The sequence below is a fragment of the Aliterella sp. E5.1 genome (assembly GCF_057473825.1).
Map to the genome: position 1 here is coordinate 81318 of NZ_JBYCCV010000009.1, position 16003 is coordinate 97320.

General features: G+C 41.8%; 14 protein-coding genes. 7 read left to right on the forward strand and 7 right to left on the reverse strand.

Features of this window, described 5'->3' with window-relative positions; genetic code table 11:
• The first annotated feature begins 60 nt into the window (after positions 1–60).
• Positions 61–705, forward strand: a complete 645-nt coding sequence (hisG, locus tag AC2VE5_RS05755) for an ATP phosphoribosyltransferase (protein WP_486886818.1) — start codon at positions 61–63, stop codon at positions 703–705.
• 332 nt (positions 706–1037) lie between these two features.
• Here hisG and AC2VE5_RS05760 read toward each other — a convergent pair whose 3' ends face one another.
• The 7 genes from AC2VE5_RS05760 to AC2VE5_RS05790 all read right to left on the reverse strand — a co-directional run bounded on the left by AC2VE5_RS05760 (position 1038) and on the right by AC2VE5_RS05790 (position 9247).
• Positions 1038–1760: a response regulator transcription factor gene (locus AC2VE5_RS05760; protein WP_486886819.1), complete on the reverse strand. Its 723-nt coding sequence runs from the start codon at positions 1758–1760 to the stop codon at positions 1038–1040.
• A 13-nt stretch (positions 1761–1773) separates the two neighbouring features.
• A complete protein-coding gene (locus AC2VE5_RS05765; protein ID WP_486886820.1) occupies positions 1774–5334 on the reverse strand; it encodes a PAS domain S-box protein in 3561 nt (1186 codons plus the stop codon).
• Between the two features lie 176 nt (positions 5335–5510).
• The gene (locus AC2VE5_RS05770; RefSeq protein WP_486886821.1) at positions 5511–5966 is read right to left on the reverse strand and encodes a tetratricopeptide repeat protein; all 456 of its coding nucleotides are present in this window, start codon (positions 5964–5966) and stop codon (positions 5511–5513) included.
• Between the two features lie 287 nt (positions 5967–6253).
• Positions 6254–7579: a hemolysin family protein gene (locus AC2VE5_RS05775; RefSeq protein ID WP_486886822.1), complete on the reverse strand. Its 1326-nt coding sequence runs from the start codon at positions 7577–7579 to the stop codon at positions 6254–6256.
• Between the two features lie 89 nt (positions 7580–7668).
• Positions 7669–8721 (reverse strand): DUF3326 domain-containing protein, encoded by a 1053-nt coding sequence (locus AC2VE5_RS05780; RefSeq protein WP_486886823.1) that lies wholly within the window; start codon positions 8719–8721, stop codon positions 7669–7671.
• Entirely contained in the window at positions 8718–8903 is a 186-nt protein-coding gene (locus tag AC2VE5_RS05785; RefSeq protein WP_486886824.1) for a hypothetical protein, read from the reverse strand. Before AC2VE5_RS05785 ends, AC2VE5_RS05780 begins: the two co-directional genes overlap by 4 nt.
• Before the next feature lie 20 nt (positions 8904–8923).
• Positions 8924–9247: a 2Fe-2S iron-sulfur cluster-binding protein gene (locus AC2VE5_RS05790; RefSeq protein WP_486886825.1), complete on the reverse strand. Its 324-nt coding sequence runs from the start codon at positions 9245–9247 to the stop codon at positions 8924–8926.
• 191 nt (positions 9248–9438) lie between these two features.
• On the opposite strand from AC2VE5_RS05790, the gene acnB reads away from it, so the two are divergent.
• From acnB to AC2VE5_RS05820, 6 genes are all read left to right on the forward strand, one after another.
• Positions 9439–12048, forward strand: coding sequence for a bifunctional aconitate hydratase 2/2-methylisocitrate dehydratase (acnB, locus tag AC2VE5_RS05795; protein ID WP_486886826.1), 2610 nt, complete (start codon positions 9439–9441; stop codon positions 12046–12048).
• Positions 12049–12323: 275 nt separating this feature from the next.
• Positions 12324–12707, forward strand: a complete 384-nt coding sequence (locus tag AC2VE5_RS05800) for a DUF262 domain-containing protein (protein ID WP_486886827.1) — start codon at positions 12324–12326, stop codon at positions 12705–12707.
• Entirely contained in the window at positions 12661–13965 is a 1305-nt protein-coding gene (locus AC2VE5_RS05805) for an HNH endonuclease family protein (RefSeq protein ID WP_486886828.1), read from the forward strand. The genes AC2VE5_RS05800 and AC2VE5_RS05805 overlap by 47 nt, the downstream gene beginning before the upstream one ends.
• Before the next feature lie 446 nt (positions 13966–14411).
• Positions 14412–14819 (forward strand): hypothetical protein, encoded by a 408-nt coding sequence (locus AC2VE5_RS05810; RefSeq protein WP_486886829.1) that lies wholly within the window; start codon positions 14412–14414, stop codon positions 14817–14819.
• Positions 14820–15215, forward strand: coding sequence for a hypothetical protein (locus AC2VE5_RS05815; protein WP_486886830.1), 396 nt, complete (start codon positions 14820–14822; stop codon positions 15213–15215).
• Positions 15206–15673 (forward strand): CHAT domain-containing protein, encoded by a 468-nt coding sequence (locus tag AC2VE5_RS05820; protein ID WP_486886831.1) that lies wholly within the window; start codon positions 15206–15208, stop codon positions 15671–15673. The genes AC2VE5_RS05815 and AC2VE5_RS05820 overlap by 10 nt, the downstream gene beginning before the upstream one ends.
• Positions 15674–16003: the final 330 nt, after the last annotated feature.

Here is a 16003-nt window from a genome sequence, read left to right on the forward strand (position 1 = left end):
AAGTGCGATCGCATTTGGGCTATTATTATGCCCGACGCTTAAATATACTAATTCTTAATTATGCTTACTGTTGCATTGCCCAAGGGCGCACTTTTAAAAGATAGCATCCGTTTATTGCAATCTGTAGGACTAGATTTTAGTGCTTTTCTCGACTCCACGAATAGACAGTTGCAAATTTCTGATCCCACTGGAAGCGCAAAAGCCTTACTGGTTCGAGCGCAAGATGTTCCGGTATATGTAGAATACGGTCAAGCGCAACTAGGCATTGTGGGTTACGATGTGCTGCAAGAAAAACAGCCGCAAGTTGCTAATTTAATCGATTTGGAATTTGGGCTTTGTCGGCTATCGGTGGCGGTTAGGCAGTCCAGCCAGTACCGCTCGGCTTTAGAATTACCGCCTCATGGTCGCGTTGCATCCAAGTTTGTCAACTGTGCCAAAGACTACTTTGATAGCTTAGATTTGCCTGTAGAAATTGTGCCGCTTTATGGTTCGGTAGAATTAGGACCAATTACCGGAATGTCAGAAGCGATTGTTGACTTAGTTTCTACCGGACGGACTTTACAAGAAAATGGCTTAATTGAGATTGAAACTTTGTTTATTAGTACGGCACGGCTAATTGCCCATCCCTTGAGTTATCGCCTCAATACAGGTAATTTGCATCAGCTAGTTGAGCATATGAGAGAACAAATAATTGCTAAAGTTTGAATAGAAAAGTGCGATTATTTTAATCGTCAAATTAGCCCAAAACTTAACTATTAAAGAATTGGTACAGTAACTTTTGATTCTTCCGGCGATCGCAATTCGAGCAATTAAAGAAAGATAGTTGTTGGGCAACAGACGGTATTCTTTACTGAAACTGGAGCGTTAGTTGGTGTCATAGCATACTCTCCAGCAGTTTGAATTGCAACAATTGAGCGATCGCACTTTAACAAATTGCACCTTTAAAATCCAAAAAGCCTGACTAATTTAAGCATTAAGTCAGGCATTCGAAAGAAAGTTCACAGCAAAACTTAAAGCAAGAAAACTACTGATACAAATTAGTAGTCAGCCCCCGCCGATGGTGAATTAGTCTCAAGTAAATTCAGTTTTTGCAAGAGCAGGAGAGTTTCTGGTTCCAGAAAATTTTGCAAGTGGGGCATTTGGTTAAGTAAAGAAATTTCAGCTTGACAAGATTTTTGCAAAATCTCCACATAGCGATCGCGTTGTATTCCCCCTTCCATACCTTGAAGTAAGCCCATTGCCATACTTAGTTTAGGCATTGCATGGCGTACTTCTTGCTGTAGCTGCTGTAAAACTTCCCCTTGGCTGTCTACATACTGCTGTAGTTCCAGCACTTTTTTGTGTAAGCTTGCCGCTTGTTCGCGTTCGGTTTGATACTGCTTCATCACCACTTCTCGTTTGTTGAGGCGCGAAGCAATGGCTCCTAATAATTCTACTCTTGTAAAGGGCTTAGTTAGGTAGTCATCGGCTCCTAAATCCATACCTTGACGAATATCAGCTTTGTCTACCATAGCTGTCAGGAAAATAAACGGAATTGTTGCGGTTGCTGGCACTTGACGCAAAGCCCCTAGCACTTCATAGCCGTCAACTTCTGGCATCATCACATCACAGATAATCAAGTCTGGTTGATATTCCTGCGCCCACATTGCCCCCATAAACCCATTTTCAGCCCCAACTGCATCAAAATCTTCTGCTTCGAGCAATTCTAAAATATTTGCTCTTACTGCTGGCTCGTCTTCAATCACTAAAATTTTTTTCATTTGTTTATACTTATTAACTTAATGGCAATGTAACTGTAAACGTTGTGCCAACTTCTAATTGGCTTTGCACTGTAATTGTTCCTCCATGTAAATCCACAGACTTTTTGACGATCGCAAGTCCTAGCCCCGTACCGGGAATGTTGCTCACATTCTTGCCGCGATGAAAGGACTCATACAGCTTTTGCCTGTCTTCTGGCGAGATGCCAATTCCTCGATCTTGAATCAAAAAAACTGCCGATGTGCGATCGCAAATTAAATTAAAATTTACTTCCTTGCCTTGCGGCGAATACTTCACCGCATTTGTGAGCAAATTAGTTATGATCTGCCGGAGCAGTTTTTCATCGATCAGCCCATCAATTTTATCTAATTGCTCTTGAATGCAAAAATTAATAGTATGGGTTTGGATCGTAACTTGGACTTCTTCTACTAAGTCGCGGCAAAATTGGATGATGTCTAATAGTTTTGGTTGAAATTCTAATTTTCCAGCTTCAGCTTTGCCAATTAGTAGCACATCATCCAGCAAATTAGTCATGTGTTTAACGCTAGATTGAATGCGCTGCTGGTGCTTGACTTTTTTATCATCGCTCCATTTATGGCTGTAATATTCCAGTAACTCGCTGGAAGACAAAATCGTCGCTAAAGGAGTGCGAAACTCATGAGATGCCATCGTTACAAAACGAGACTTGAGTTCGTTGAGTTCTTTTTCCTTTTCTAAGGCATTGCGAATATCTGCTTCTACTCGCTTGCGTTCAGTAATATCGCGAATAATTGCCATTACTTCATTTTCTGTACTAAATGCAATTCGCGCCTCGTAGTCCAAAAGATTGTCATCTAACAACAACTGATATTCAAGAATTTGTATATTTTTGGTAGTAAGAGCCAACTGCACGCAATCCATCATCGGCTTAGCTACCGCCGCAGGAAGTACCTCGCACAAGCTTTTGCCTAAAAACTCTTGAGTCTGTAAAGGTAGACGATTGTTTTTTACAGCTTTGAAGTTAACAAAAACACCTCCAGAACTGATGCGCAACATGGAATCGGGGATGGCATCGAGCAAAGCTCTATTTGTAGCTAAACTTGAATTTAGGGCATTCTCTACCTGCTTGCGTTCGCTAATGTCGGTAGAAATACCACAGACGGCATATATTTCCCCCATCGCGTCAAAGAGGGGAAATTTGATTGAAAGATAGGTATGCAATCCGTCATCATGGGGGGCAATTTCTTCCCAATCTAGAGGGCTTTTAGTTTCTATGACTTTTAAATCGTTTGCCCGGAAGGTATCAGCAATTTCTTTAGGAAAGATATCGTAATCAGTTTTACCTTTGACATCTTCCCTGTCCACATTAAAAAGGATGCCAAACCAAGCATTGATTGTAATGTATTGACCTTTGAGGTCTTTAACATAAATCAAAGCCGTAGAGTTGTCTAATATTGCCTGCAAACGCTGTTCGCTCTCTTGCAAAGCTTGTTGACTGCGCCTAGTTTCTGTAATATTGCGTACCACTTTAGAAAAACCACGCAGTTGTCCATTTTGGTCTTTTAAGGCAGTGATGATGGCATCAACCCAAATTTGCCCACCATCTTTACATACCCGCCAGCCTTCATCTTCAACATGACCGTTCTCTTGAGCCAGGTATAGTAAGTATTCAGGCTTGCCGATGGCTCTATCTTCTTCTGTATAAAAACAAGAAAACGGCATTCCTAAAATTTCTGTTGACTTATATCCCTTAATTCTTTCGGCTCCAGTATTCCAACTAATAATATTTCCTTCTGGATCGAGCATAAAAATAGCATAATCTTTTACGCCCTCAACTAATAACCGAAAGCGCTCCTCGCTATCTGATAGCGCCGCTTCTACTTGCTTGCGTTGGATTAATGCGCCTAACTGAGTCGCTACTGTAGAAACCAATTTGACTAGGTGCTGATCTTCGTGTCCGGCGGTAAACATAAAAAATACCAACACTGCTAATACGCGATCGCTTGCCACAATCGGAATAGCTAGACCAGACTTGAAACCAACTTCTAGGGCGCAATGTTTGCGTAAAAAAGCCGTGTCTGCGGCGGTAGAAACATTTTGCATCCATTCGGGCTGCTGGGATAACCAAACCCTTCCTGGCAATCCTACCCCCGGTGAAAATGTGAGCTTTTCGCTTTCCAGTCTAAAATGATCGAGACTTTGAGTATTTCTGTACCAAGCAGGGCTGTATTCAAGCAATCCATTTTTGGGTATCCACGCTTCCCCAAATGCCCAACCCGTGAAGTCGCACACTAGACCCAGCGCTACTCCCAAAGCCGAGTGAAAATTTGCTGATTCTCCAATTGCTTGGGTCATAGTTTGGAGAAAACGAACTTCTTTTTCAGCTTTGTGGCGAGTATTGATCTCTTTACGCAGTAAGTTGTTCGCGTTTCGTAGTTCCTTGGTACGTTCTTCAACACGAAGCTCTAACTCATCTCTGGCTCGTTTTAGTTCAGCTTCGGCAAAAAAGCGATCGCTAATATCGCGCACAATTACCAAAGCTTCATTTTCGCCATTGACAACAATTCTTGCTTCATGATGGCGGATAGCATCTTCAACTAGAAGTTGATACTCAAAAACTTGAGTCTTCCCAGTTTGCAAGGCTAGACTTACATAGTGCGTCCTCTGAGCTATTACTTCTGGGGGCAAAATTACGCACTTATTGTCACTATTATTTGATGGCTCGTAGCTAGTTTTTGCAGGTAAGTAATCTAAACAATTGCCATCTTTGTCAATTCGCAGCATCGAATCGGGAATTGCACTTAATAAAGCGCGATTTTTGGCTTCGCTTTCGCGCAAAGCAAGTTCAGTCTGCTTGTTCTCAGTAATATCAACGATGTAGTTTCTAATTAGATCGCTAACTGCAACATAATGCACCGATTGAGAAAATATCTTGCTGCCAATTTCTATTTCCCGGACAAAAAATGTCTCTTGACCATTTCTGACCATTGGCACTATTTCCTCTAACAGTGGATGTTGCAGCTTAGTGGCTTTGATGTCTGGAAACTGCGTCAAGGCTGAGGGATTGATATAAGTAATATTTCCAGCTAAATCGATTTCAATAATTGGACTTGCGAGCGGTTCGGGAAAAGCTGCTAATTTGAGCAGTGCGGCATCGCTGTGATTTGCTATTTCCCTTTCCAAACCGATCAGGGTATTTTTAGCGGGTTCTAGGGCGATCTCTTTTTTCCTATCCTCTGGGGCGATCGCTAAATAATCTTCTGTTGCGTAATACCAAGCTTTAACATCATCGGCAAAAACAATTTCATCTTCATGGCTAAGTTCGTGTTCAAAGCAATGTTGACCATTGATTATTAAGCCGTTCGTACTCCGAATACCCTGCAAATTACCGTCCACCAGTCGAAACAAGTGCGGCTGCTCTTTTACTTTCACCAAAATAGCGTGTTGCCTTGATACTAGGTGAGAGTGAAGCACTATTGAATTAGTGGCATTACGACCAATTGAATAGCTATCGGCTTCTAAACTAATTGTGCGTTTGCCTCGATTATCTTCAATCACCAGTAAATGCTTAGCTTTGTCTTTTTCACTCTCTGCCACGGTTTTTTAGTATTTTTGCGATGTGTAAGCCTAGTTTGCCCAATTTGAGATGAAAATACACACCTTTAGCAAATAATAAAAATATTTTTAGTAAGTTTGCCCTCAAATTACAAATATCCCTTTCTGAATCCAGAAAGGGATAGGTTTTGATGTTTGATTATTGCTGCAAAAAATGTTTATGCTTGAGGAGAAATACTACCAATTTGAGTTGCTTTTGTCTCTGAAGAACCCTGCCATAATGCTTTAAGTTTGAGGCTCAGTCTTTGGCGTAGGGTTGGTCGCTCAATTCCTAAAGATTTATCGTAGCTGACATAACACTCTTTGTAACGACCCAAGTGATTTAAGGCTGCACCGCGAAACAACCAAGCTTGGCTGTCGCTGTTATCAATTTCCAAAGCGCGATCGCAGCTATTGAGTGCATCCAAGTAACGGTTGAGATGAATTAACACTACACCTCGTAGTACCCAAGCTGCATTGTTCTTGGGCTGAGTTGCTACTGCTCGATCGAGGTTGTTGAGAGCTTCTTCGTAGCAGCCTGAATTTGCAAGGTCGTTACCTTTTTCTAACCAAACATTAATATCAATGGACTGGCAGTTTGAAGTTTTATTAGCGTTAGAAACTGAGGTATTCATGATAAGTTTGTTAACTTTGGTTAGGTTGCAATATGACTAGCGGACAAAAAATATATAAAAATCAGTAAACTTTTAGTTTAGTTTTTCTGAGTAGAAGCAGCGAGTTCGAGAAATAATTTTTTACTTTCTGGCGCTTGAACTTCCATAACTAATTAATACCAGGATTAATAGCTATAGGGACACAGTAGCTTTACGGAAAAAAACATAAAGTTATGTTGAGGATACAAGTCTAATCTCAGGACGGCAACCTAGTAATTTTACTGAAGGAATATAAAGTTAGTTCCCAGTCAATCTGATGAATGTAAATCTGAGGGCTTTTGCGCTGGTACTACCAAAACTTTATCGACACGATTGCCATCCATATCCATCACCTCAAACCGCATCCCATCCCATTCAAAATGATCGGCGGCGTTGGGGATGCGCCCTAAATGGGTAATCACAAAACCGCCTAGGGTTTGATAGCTACCGCGATGTTCGCCTTGAAAGTCGTTTACACCAAAAATCTTAAAAAATTCATCTACCGGGAGCATTCCATCTAATAGCCAAGAACCATCTTCCCGTTGTACTGCTTGCGGATCTTCTAATTCGTCGGCAGAAGGAACATCGCCAACAATTTCGACAAGGATGTCATTTAAAGTAACTAAGCCTTGAATTACGCCGTATTCATCTACTACCAGTGCCATATGAGTCCCGGTTTGTTTAAATAACTCCAGCACTTTCAAGCCACGGGTACTTTCAGGAACAAATACAGGCTGGCGCAAAGAAACTGTCAAGTCCAACGCTTCCCCCGACAAACTGCGGGCTAATAAGTCTGTAACAGGCATAATACCTAGTACGTTATCTAAACCACCTTGGCAAACAGGAAAGCGAGAATTGGCACTATCCATCATCTTTTTGCGATTTTCCTCTACCGAATCTTCCAAATCTAGCCAGACAATATCCGGGCGCGGTGTCATCAAAGCACTAACTGGGCGATCGCCTAATCTAAAAACTCGCTCAACCATGTCTTGTTCGGCTTCTTCGAACGTCCCAGCTTCCGTACCTTGCTCGATCAAGACTTTGATTTCTTCTTCAGTAACTTGGGGGTCTGTAGAAGGACCTATACCAATGATCCGCAATACTAAATCCGTAGAAGCGCTGAGTAGATGAACTACAGGGGATGCAAAAGCAGCGATCGCTCGCATTGGTATTGCTACGGTAGCCGCAATTACTTCCGGATTATTCAAGGCTAGGCGTTTAGGCACAAGTTCGCCCACAATCAAGGATAGGTAAGTAATGATCATTACCACAATGCCAAAAGATAGCCCTTGACTGTAGGGTGCTAATAAAGGAATTCGATCTAGATTTTCTGCTAGGCTTGCCGAAATAGTTGCGGCCCCAAAAGCACCCGCTAGAATGCCAATTAAGGTAATACCTATTTGGACTGTAGACAAAAACCTATTTGGGGCTTCGGCGAGTTCCAGAGCAACTCGTGCTTTTTTATTGCCTTGGTTTGCCATGTTTTGCAGTCTTGCCTTCCGGGAGGAAATAATTGCCATTTCCGACATAGAAAATATCCCATTAGCAACGATCAGTAGGAAAAGGAGCAGAATTTCTAAGGTGATGGAAGACATTTTTTAAACTGCCGTTATTTTTAGCAAACTGGGCTTAATATTTAGTATCTAAGATTGAAATTGGGGGGAGTACAACTTAAGATTAGTTTTTACATTATTGACAAGCAATTTAAGGGTGAAATAGTAGGGGTAAAACTGGCAAAATTTATACCTGCTTTATGAGCTACTAAAACCCCCAAAGCTTCTAAGTATGAACTTACTTGAATTGCCTTAATGCCTAGTGGTGCTGCGGAAACAAGCATTTGGGTATGATTGTCGCTCACAGTAATTATTTGAGTATTACTATTACTAAAACTTAAAATAGCGCTACCTCCGCAAGCTGTTGCTGGTACTACTACAGCATCAACTTCCTTTGCCCAAATATCGTTAGGCAAAGATGCAGTGACAAAACTAGGCGCGCGACTCAAACCTACAAGCACGCTCGGTAAGAAGGTATAGCCTAATTCTTCTGCTGCCGATCGCGGAGATATATGAGGATCTAGCGGTAGTGGTAATAAAGCAGGAGCGTGGGCGCAAGGAATTTTGAAGCTTCGCACTACCAAGTGACTAATGACCGCTTCCGCACCAGCTAAGGGGTCTACCCCTTGCCCGTAGCGATATTGTTCTAAAGCAACGCTATCAATATCATCGGGGAAACGAGCCACAACGGCGATCGCTTCTGCTCCGATATCAATCAAAGTTTTTGCCGCTCGTAACAAACTATCGGGATTTTTTAGAGTTCCCCAACTTGCCCCCGATGCCGAGCTACGTAATTCTACGTTTAGGGGAGTGTCGGTAATTACGTAATCCGTTAGAGATAGTCCTAAAGTTGCTCTCGCGGCTTCGGCAGCTTGGAGTTGTCGAACTTGCAAATCTGGCTCGATTCCCCGATCGAGAATTAACCCAATTCGATTTTGGCGCACTGGGCGCAAGCCCCAGCAGGAAGAAGCAAACTTGTCAAGCCCGTAACCTTCTACATAAAAAGCATTAGGCATAGACCAGTAGAGTTGAGCGCCATTTAGGACATTGGGGTGAGTAATGAGGCGATCGCATACCGAAGCAACGGCACGAGCAACGGGCAAAGCATCCCCCGCATAACCACCGATCGCGGCTCCAATCCCAGTTGGTATAATTAAGACAACAGTGTAAGGGTGTTGATTCACGCGGATGGTGATTCTATAGTAACAACGGCTTCAACAGTAGCAGTTTGCTCTTGGATATTTACCGCCGTAACCGCCCAGCGCAGAGGTTCTCCCTGTTTTGCCAACTGTAATTCAATGGCGGTGTGCAATTGAGCGGGGGTTTCTTCTAGGTTAATTTCGGCGGTGATGAAGTGGGTAGTCATGATCAAAAAGTTTCTTACAGCTATTGTTGGAACTGACCAAATTGTAAATGATAAACTCGATCTTCTTTTTCCGTCTCAATTTTTAAGTCAGAACGAGGATAAGAGACGCAAAGTAAAGCATAGCCTTGTTGTTGGAGTTCGGGACTAATACCCATTCCTTCGCTTTGTTCCACACTTCCCTCTAGAATTTGGGCAGCACAGGTAGTACAAACGCCAGCATTACAAGAACTTGGCAACTCCAAACCCGCAGCATCCGCAGCTTTAAGAATAATTTGGTCTTCTGGCACTTGGATAGTGTGAGTTGTACCTGCGTGGAGAATTTGAACAGTGTAAGTTTGAGGCATATAAAAACAATTAAGAGTAGCGCCCTTACAGCTTTAAAAAGTAATTGTACCGCGATCGCATTCATATACACAGCTTAGGAATTTTAGTTTTAAAGGGAATACAAAAAGGCGTATCATGACTAACCGCAATCATGTCCGCAGCAGCGCTAATCTGGCAGTAGAAACAAACATTAAAGAGAGGACTAATTAGAATGCTTGAAGAATATCGCCAACATACCGCCGAAAGGGCAGCATTAAACATTCCCCCCTTACCTTTAGATGCGGCGCAGACTTCGCAGTTGTGCGAACTATTGCAAGCACCGCCACTAGGGGAAGAAGAAGCATTATTACACTTATTGCGTGATCGCATTTCCCCCGGAGTAGATCCGGCGGCGTATGTAAAAGCTGGGTTTTTGACGGGAATTGCCAAGGGAGCAATTAGTAGCCCCTTAGTTACGCCTACCTATGCTATAGAGTTATTGGGAACCATGCTTGGCGGTTATAACGTGCGAAGTCTGGTAGATTTGCTATCCTCTAACAATGAGCAAATAGCAAAAGCGGCGGTAACAGCGCTTAGTCATACAGTATTGGTTTATGATGCCTTCCACGATGTTTTTGACTTAGCCCAAAGTAATCCTTACGCCAAGCAAGTAATTGAGGCTTGGGCAGAAGCTAAGTGGTTTACAAGTCGTCCCCCTTTGCCCGAAAAGATTACGGTGACGGTATTTAAAGTACCAGGAGAAACGAATACCGACGATCTTTCCCCCGCACCTCACGCTACAACCCGCCCAGATATTCCGATGCACGCCTTAGTAATGCTGGAATCAAAAATGCCAGGGGCGTTAGAAATTATTAAGGAATTAAAGCAAAAAGGTCATCCAGTAGCCTATGTAGGCGATGTAGTTGGTACTGGTTCGTCGCGCAAGTCGGCGATAAATTCCGTATTGTGGCATATTGGGCAAGATATACCTTACGTGCCAAATAAGCGTTCTGGTGGGTATATATTGGGAAGTGCGATCGCGCCGATCTTTTTTAATACGGCGGAAGATTCTGGCGCCTTACCGATTCAATGCGACGTTTCCCAGATGGAAACCGGGATGATTATTACTATTTATCCCTATAAAGGCGAAATTACTAGCGAGTCTGGGGAAGTAATTTCAACTTTCAACCTCCAACCCGATAGCATTGCTGATGAAGTCCGTGCTGGGGGGCGTATCCCGCTACTAATTGGACGCAGTTTGACGGACAAAATTAGAACAGCGTTAGGAATTGAACCTAGCCCTATATTTATTCGCCCTCGCCCGCCTGTAGATACAGGTAAAGGCTATACCTTAGCTCAGAAAATGGTAGGTAAAGCGTGCGGCTTAGTAGGAGTACACCCCGATACATCTTGCGAACCGATTATGACTACGGTAGGTTCTCAAGATACTACGGGTCCAATGACCCGCGACGAACTCAAAGAACTTGCTTGTCTTGGTTTTAGTGCGGATTTAGTGCTGCAAAGCTTCTGTCATACCGCAGCTTACCCCAAGCCTGTAGATATTAAAACCCATCATGAATTGCCCGATTTTATGGCAGAACGCGGCGGCGTTGCTTTGCGTCCTGGGGATGGAATTATTCACTCGTGGCTTAATCGGATGTTGTTACCCGATACGGTAGGTACTGGTGGCGACTCGCATACCCGTTTCCCCCTGGGTATTTCTTTCCCAGCAGGTTCGGGTTTAGTAGCCTTTGCTGGGGCTTTGGGATTGATGCCTTTGGATATGCCGGAATCGGTATTAGTCCGGTTTAAGGGTGAATTGCAGTCAGGAGTGACATTGCGGGATATTGTGAATGCGATTCCCTATATAGCGATTCAAAAAGGCTTGTTAACGGTATCTAAGGAAAACAAGAAAAATATCTTCTCCGGGCGGATTATGGAAATAGAAGGATTGCCCGATTTGAAGGTAGAACAAGCCTTTGAATTAACTGATGCTACGGCAGAGCGATCATGTTCGGGATGTACGATTAAGTTAAGTATAGAGACAGTCTCCGAGTATCTGCGTTCTAACATTGCACTGATGAAAAATATGGTAGCGCGGGGTTATGAAGATGCCCGTACTATTATGCGTCGCGTTGCCAAGATGGAACAGTGGTTAGCAAATCCGGTACTAATGGAAGCTGATAGCGATGCGGAGTATGCAGAGATTATTGAGATTGACTTGAACGAGATTAAAGAACCCATAGTTGCCGCACCCAATGATCCAGATAATGTCAAACTACTATCAGAAGTAGCAGGCGATGCAGTGCAAGAAGTATTTATTGGTTCTTGCATGACAAATATCGGTCATTACCGCGCTACAGCGAAAGTATTAGAAGGCGAACCACCTGTCAAAACTCGGCTGTGGATTTGTCCCCCAACCCGGATGGACGAACATCAGCTGAAAGAAGAAGGAGTTTACAGCACTTTTGGCGCGGCGGGTGCGAGAACAGAAATGCCTGGATGCAGCTTGTGTATGGGCAATCAGGCGCGGGTAGGAGATGGAACAACCGTATTTTCCACTTCAACGCGCAACTTTAACAATCGCATGGGTAAAGGAGCGCAAGTTTACCTCGGTTCGGCCGAACTCGCCGCCGTTTGTGCAATGTTAGGGCGGATTCCTACAGTACAGGAATATATGGAGGTTGTAGCAAACAAGATTAATCCTTTTGCTGGCAATTTGTACCGCTATCTCAACTTCGACCAAATTGCCAATTTTGAAGACGAAGGGCGGGTAATTCCCCTAGAAGAAATGCCTCGCATTGATGAAATTTTGGGTATTCCAGCAGGTACGCTGCGTTAATGCCAAGTGGGAAAGGGGGGTTTTCTTTACACGAAACAAACGTTGCAAGAATATACCTATTAATCTAGTCTGTAAACAAATCTATTGTTCTCTAGTAGTCCTTTCGCTCTAACCAGAAAGGGCTACTTATTTTTATGGGGCTTACATCAAAACACTTTATTAAATTATTCCTCTAGCTAAATTTGGTTTCTTAGTTATGAAATATAAATCTGTGATAGTAACTTCCATGCTGAAATTGGGAAAACTTAATGTAGGAAAGAATATACGGAGTAAATATGAAAGCATCAGAAACCAGTCTGCGAAATTTGTTAGAAGGTGGTAAACAGTTTCAAATACCCTTCTTTCAAAGACCATACTCTTGGAAAAAAGAGAACTGGGAGACTTTGTGGGAAGACTTAATGAGTCTCTACACGGGTGCAGTACAAGGCTCTTATTTTCTTGGTCCAATTGTAACTCATACCAAGTTGCGTTCTAAAAAATCATCCTTAATTCAGGAAAAGTGGCTATACCCCAGGAACCCTGCTGCTATGTCGGAGCGCAACTTAGTATCAGTCAGTATTTGGCACAGCAGATGGAATATCCCCATTTGTCGTTATAGATGGACAACAACGTTTGACGACACTTACCATTGTTTTAGCTGTATTACGAACCTATCTTAAAAAAATTGATTCTAACATTGCGAAGGAAGTTGAGGAATTATATTTACTCAATAAGTTTAAGAAGGATGATGATTGTTATAAATTACTACCCACTCAGGACGACCGTGATGTGTATAAAAACATTATTCAAAGTAAGAAAACCAAGGATATAAAAAAAGAAGGTCAGATATATGAAGCTTATAAATTCTTTGATGCAAAATTTAAAAAACCAAACCCTGATGAAGAGTTTGAATTAGATTATGTAAAATTTAAAACTATACTTTTAGAAAATTTATTGTTGGTGAATATTACTACCGATGCTAATGACAATCCATATCTTATTTTTGAAAGCTTAAATAATAAAGGAGAAGATCTAACTCAGGCAGATTTAGTTCGTAATTATATATTTATGAAATTGCCTCTTGTAGAGAGAGATGAGATATACAACAATCAATGGCTACTTCTTCAAGAAAGTTTTAAAAAGAACGTTAGTCATAAGGAATATGCGGGAGAACTAACAAAGGCATTCTGGTTTTACCTGCGTAAAGATGGCAGGGATATTAATGAGAAAGAGGTTTATAAAGCTATAAAAAAACGTTTTGATAATTTGAGCGGTACGGATGAATTTAAAAATGAATTAAAGAATATTATAAGATTTTCTAGCTACTATCTGCGTTTAAATTTCATCGATGAAGAACCAGAAATTAAGCTAAAAAAACGGTTTGAGAGATTAAAAAGGTTGGATTTTACAACTTGTCACATATTTCTATTAAATATTTATCATCAATACGAAGAAGGAAAACTATCGCTTGAAGCTTTTGAAAAAGTTTTGTGTTATCTAGAATCTTACTTCATCCGTCGTTGGTTTGCAGACGTACCAACTAGATCTTTAGGTATTGTCTTTAATAATTTATATAACCAAGTAGAACAGAAAGAGCCTGATAATTTAGTTAATGGATTGCATACTGTACTCGTAAGTTTTGATAAGAATCAGCGTTACCCAGATGATGACGAGTTTAGTCAAGCTTTTGTTAATAAATCTTTATACAGTAGTAAAGGCTCCAATGACAGGGTAAAACTGGTACTAGAAAGTATAGAAGCATCTCTATGTAAAGAGCGCGTCGCTCCTGAAGGTTTGAACATTGAGCATATTATGCCTCAATCTTTAAATAAGGAATGGAAGATAATGTTAGGAGAAAATCATGCCAATCTTCATAAAAAATGGTTACATACTTTAGGGAATCTCACCTTAACAGGATATAACTCTGAATCCATTTGAAGAAAAATCTTCTCATTTGCAAAAAAACAGCAATTTAGCTTTGAATAAATACTACCAGCAAAAAAAGGTAAACATTTGGAACGAAGAGGCAATCAAAAACCGTGCTGAGTATTTAGCTAACATAGCTATCAAAATCTGGCTACGCTAAAACTAAAAGGGCGAGCGCATACCTCCAAAAGTGCGATCGCATATTGATTAGAAAATATCACTATTATTGATATATTTAGGCAAAATTGCTTGAATTGGTTGAGTATAGCTGAAATGAGAGTGACCTTAAATTTTGCTCATCGCACTATAGCTACAACTGTTGGTCTTCTGCTACTATCTGAATCGATAGTGGTAGCTAGACCTGAAAATGCCACGGAATCGCTACACTCAATAAACATTGCCCAAAGTAGCAATTAAGTAAATTAAGAACAGCTAAATCTCTTAATTTGCTTAGCAATGTGTACTTAGCAGCAGGCGATCGCCAAAAAGCCCTACATTTCTCCAATCAAGCCTTATCATTAGCCCAAGAAGTAGGAAATCCGTCAGAAGCAGCTAACGCTCTGCGTAATATAGGCAAGAGTTACGATGTACGCCAGGCGCAAAAAGTAGTAGCAGTTTACAACCAGGAACTAGGCTTGTGGCAGAAATTGGGCGATCGCGTAAATCAAGCTGAAACTTTTTACAACATTGCTCAAACCCAAAGAAATAGCGGCAATCTTACCGCGGCTCAAGCGCCAATTCAAAACGCGATCGCTATAGTTGAAACTATCCGTACCAAAGTGACAAGTGCCGATCTGCGTACTTCTTTCTTTGCTACAGATTCGGTGCAAAATTACTACGAATTCTACATCGATCTGCTGATGTAGTTGCACCTCCAGCAACCAGGTAAAGGGTATGACGCTCTGGCATTAGAAATTAGCGAACGCGATCGCGCCCGCGCTCTGGTGGAACTTTTGAACGAAGCCAACGCAGACATCCGCCAAGGAGTAGAACCAAAGCTATTAGCGCAAGAATCAACGGCACAACAAAAGCTTGACGCGCTAGAAAAACGCCGCCTAGAATTAGTCAATGGCAAATACACAGAACAACAGTTAGTTAGTTTAGAACAAGAAAACTCAGCCCTAATAGCCCAATACCAAACGATTCAAGCTCAAATCCATGCCAATAGCCCTCGCTACGCTGCCCTAACGCAACCACAACCTTTAACGGGCGCAAAAATTCAACAATTACTTAATTACTTGACGATCGTACTTTGCTACTAGAATACTCTTTAGGCACAAAGCGTAGCTATTTGTGGGTTGTCAGTAAAACAGGCATCAAGAGCTATCAATTGCCCAAACGGGCGGAAATTGAAGTTGCTACCAAGAAATTTTACAAAACTGTAACCGATCCCAAATCTAGAAACAATCCGCAGCGAGTAGTCTCGGCAGGCATTCCCCTAAGCAAAACTTTACTAGCACCCATAGCCGAGCAACTAGGGCAGAAAAGGTTAGTTATCATTGGCGATGGAGCTTTACAATACTTGCCATTTAGCGCCTTGCCCATTCCAGGTAAAGCCACAACTACATCGCCGCTAATAGTGAACCATGAGATTGTTAGTTTACCCTCTGCTTCCACTCTAGCTATTCTGCGACAAGAACTTAATGGACGCAAAAAAGCGATTAAAAGTGTAGCAATCCTCGCCGATGCAGTTTTTATACTAAGTTGCGGTCAGAGGTAGTATTTGAAGATGAGGGAAGAAAGTCATTGAACGCAGGCGCTCACTATTAGAAGAAAGTTCAAGTAAGCCTTGGCAAAGTACATCTTCTACCTGTTCAAGGGATGAAAATGTTTGATTATAAAAGTTGTTTTCTCGAATATCTTCCCAGATATAGCAATCCTGAATCATATGTGAAAATAGAGGAGTTAAGAATATACTTGAAGATAGATGTTGTTAAAGAACAGTCAAGTGGAAATAACAGCTCTGAGCGATTTCATCGATAGCAAGCGCGATCCCAGAGAACTAAAACGGGCGTTAGCAGTTCAAATGGTGATACAGAAGTATTCCTAT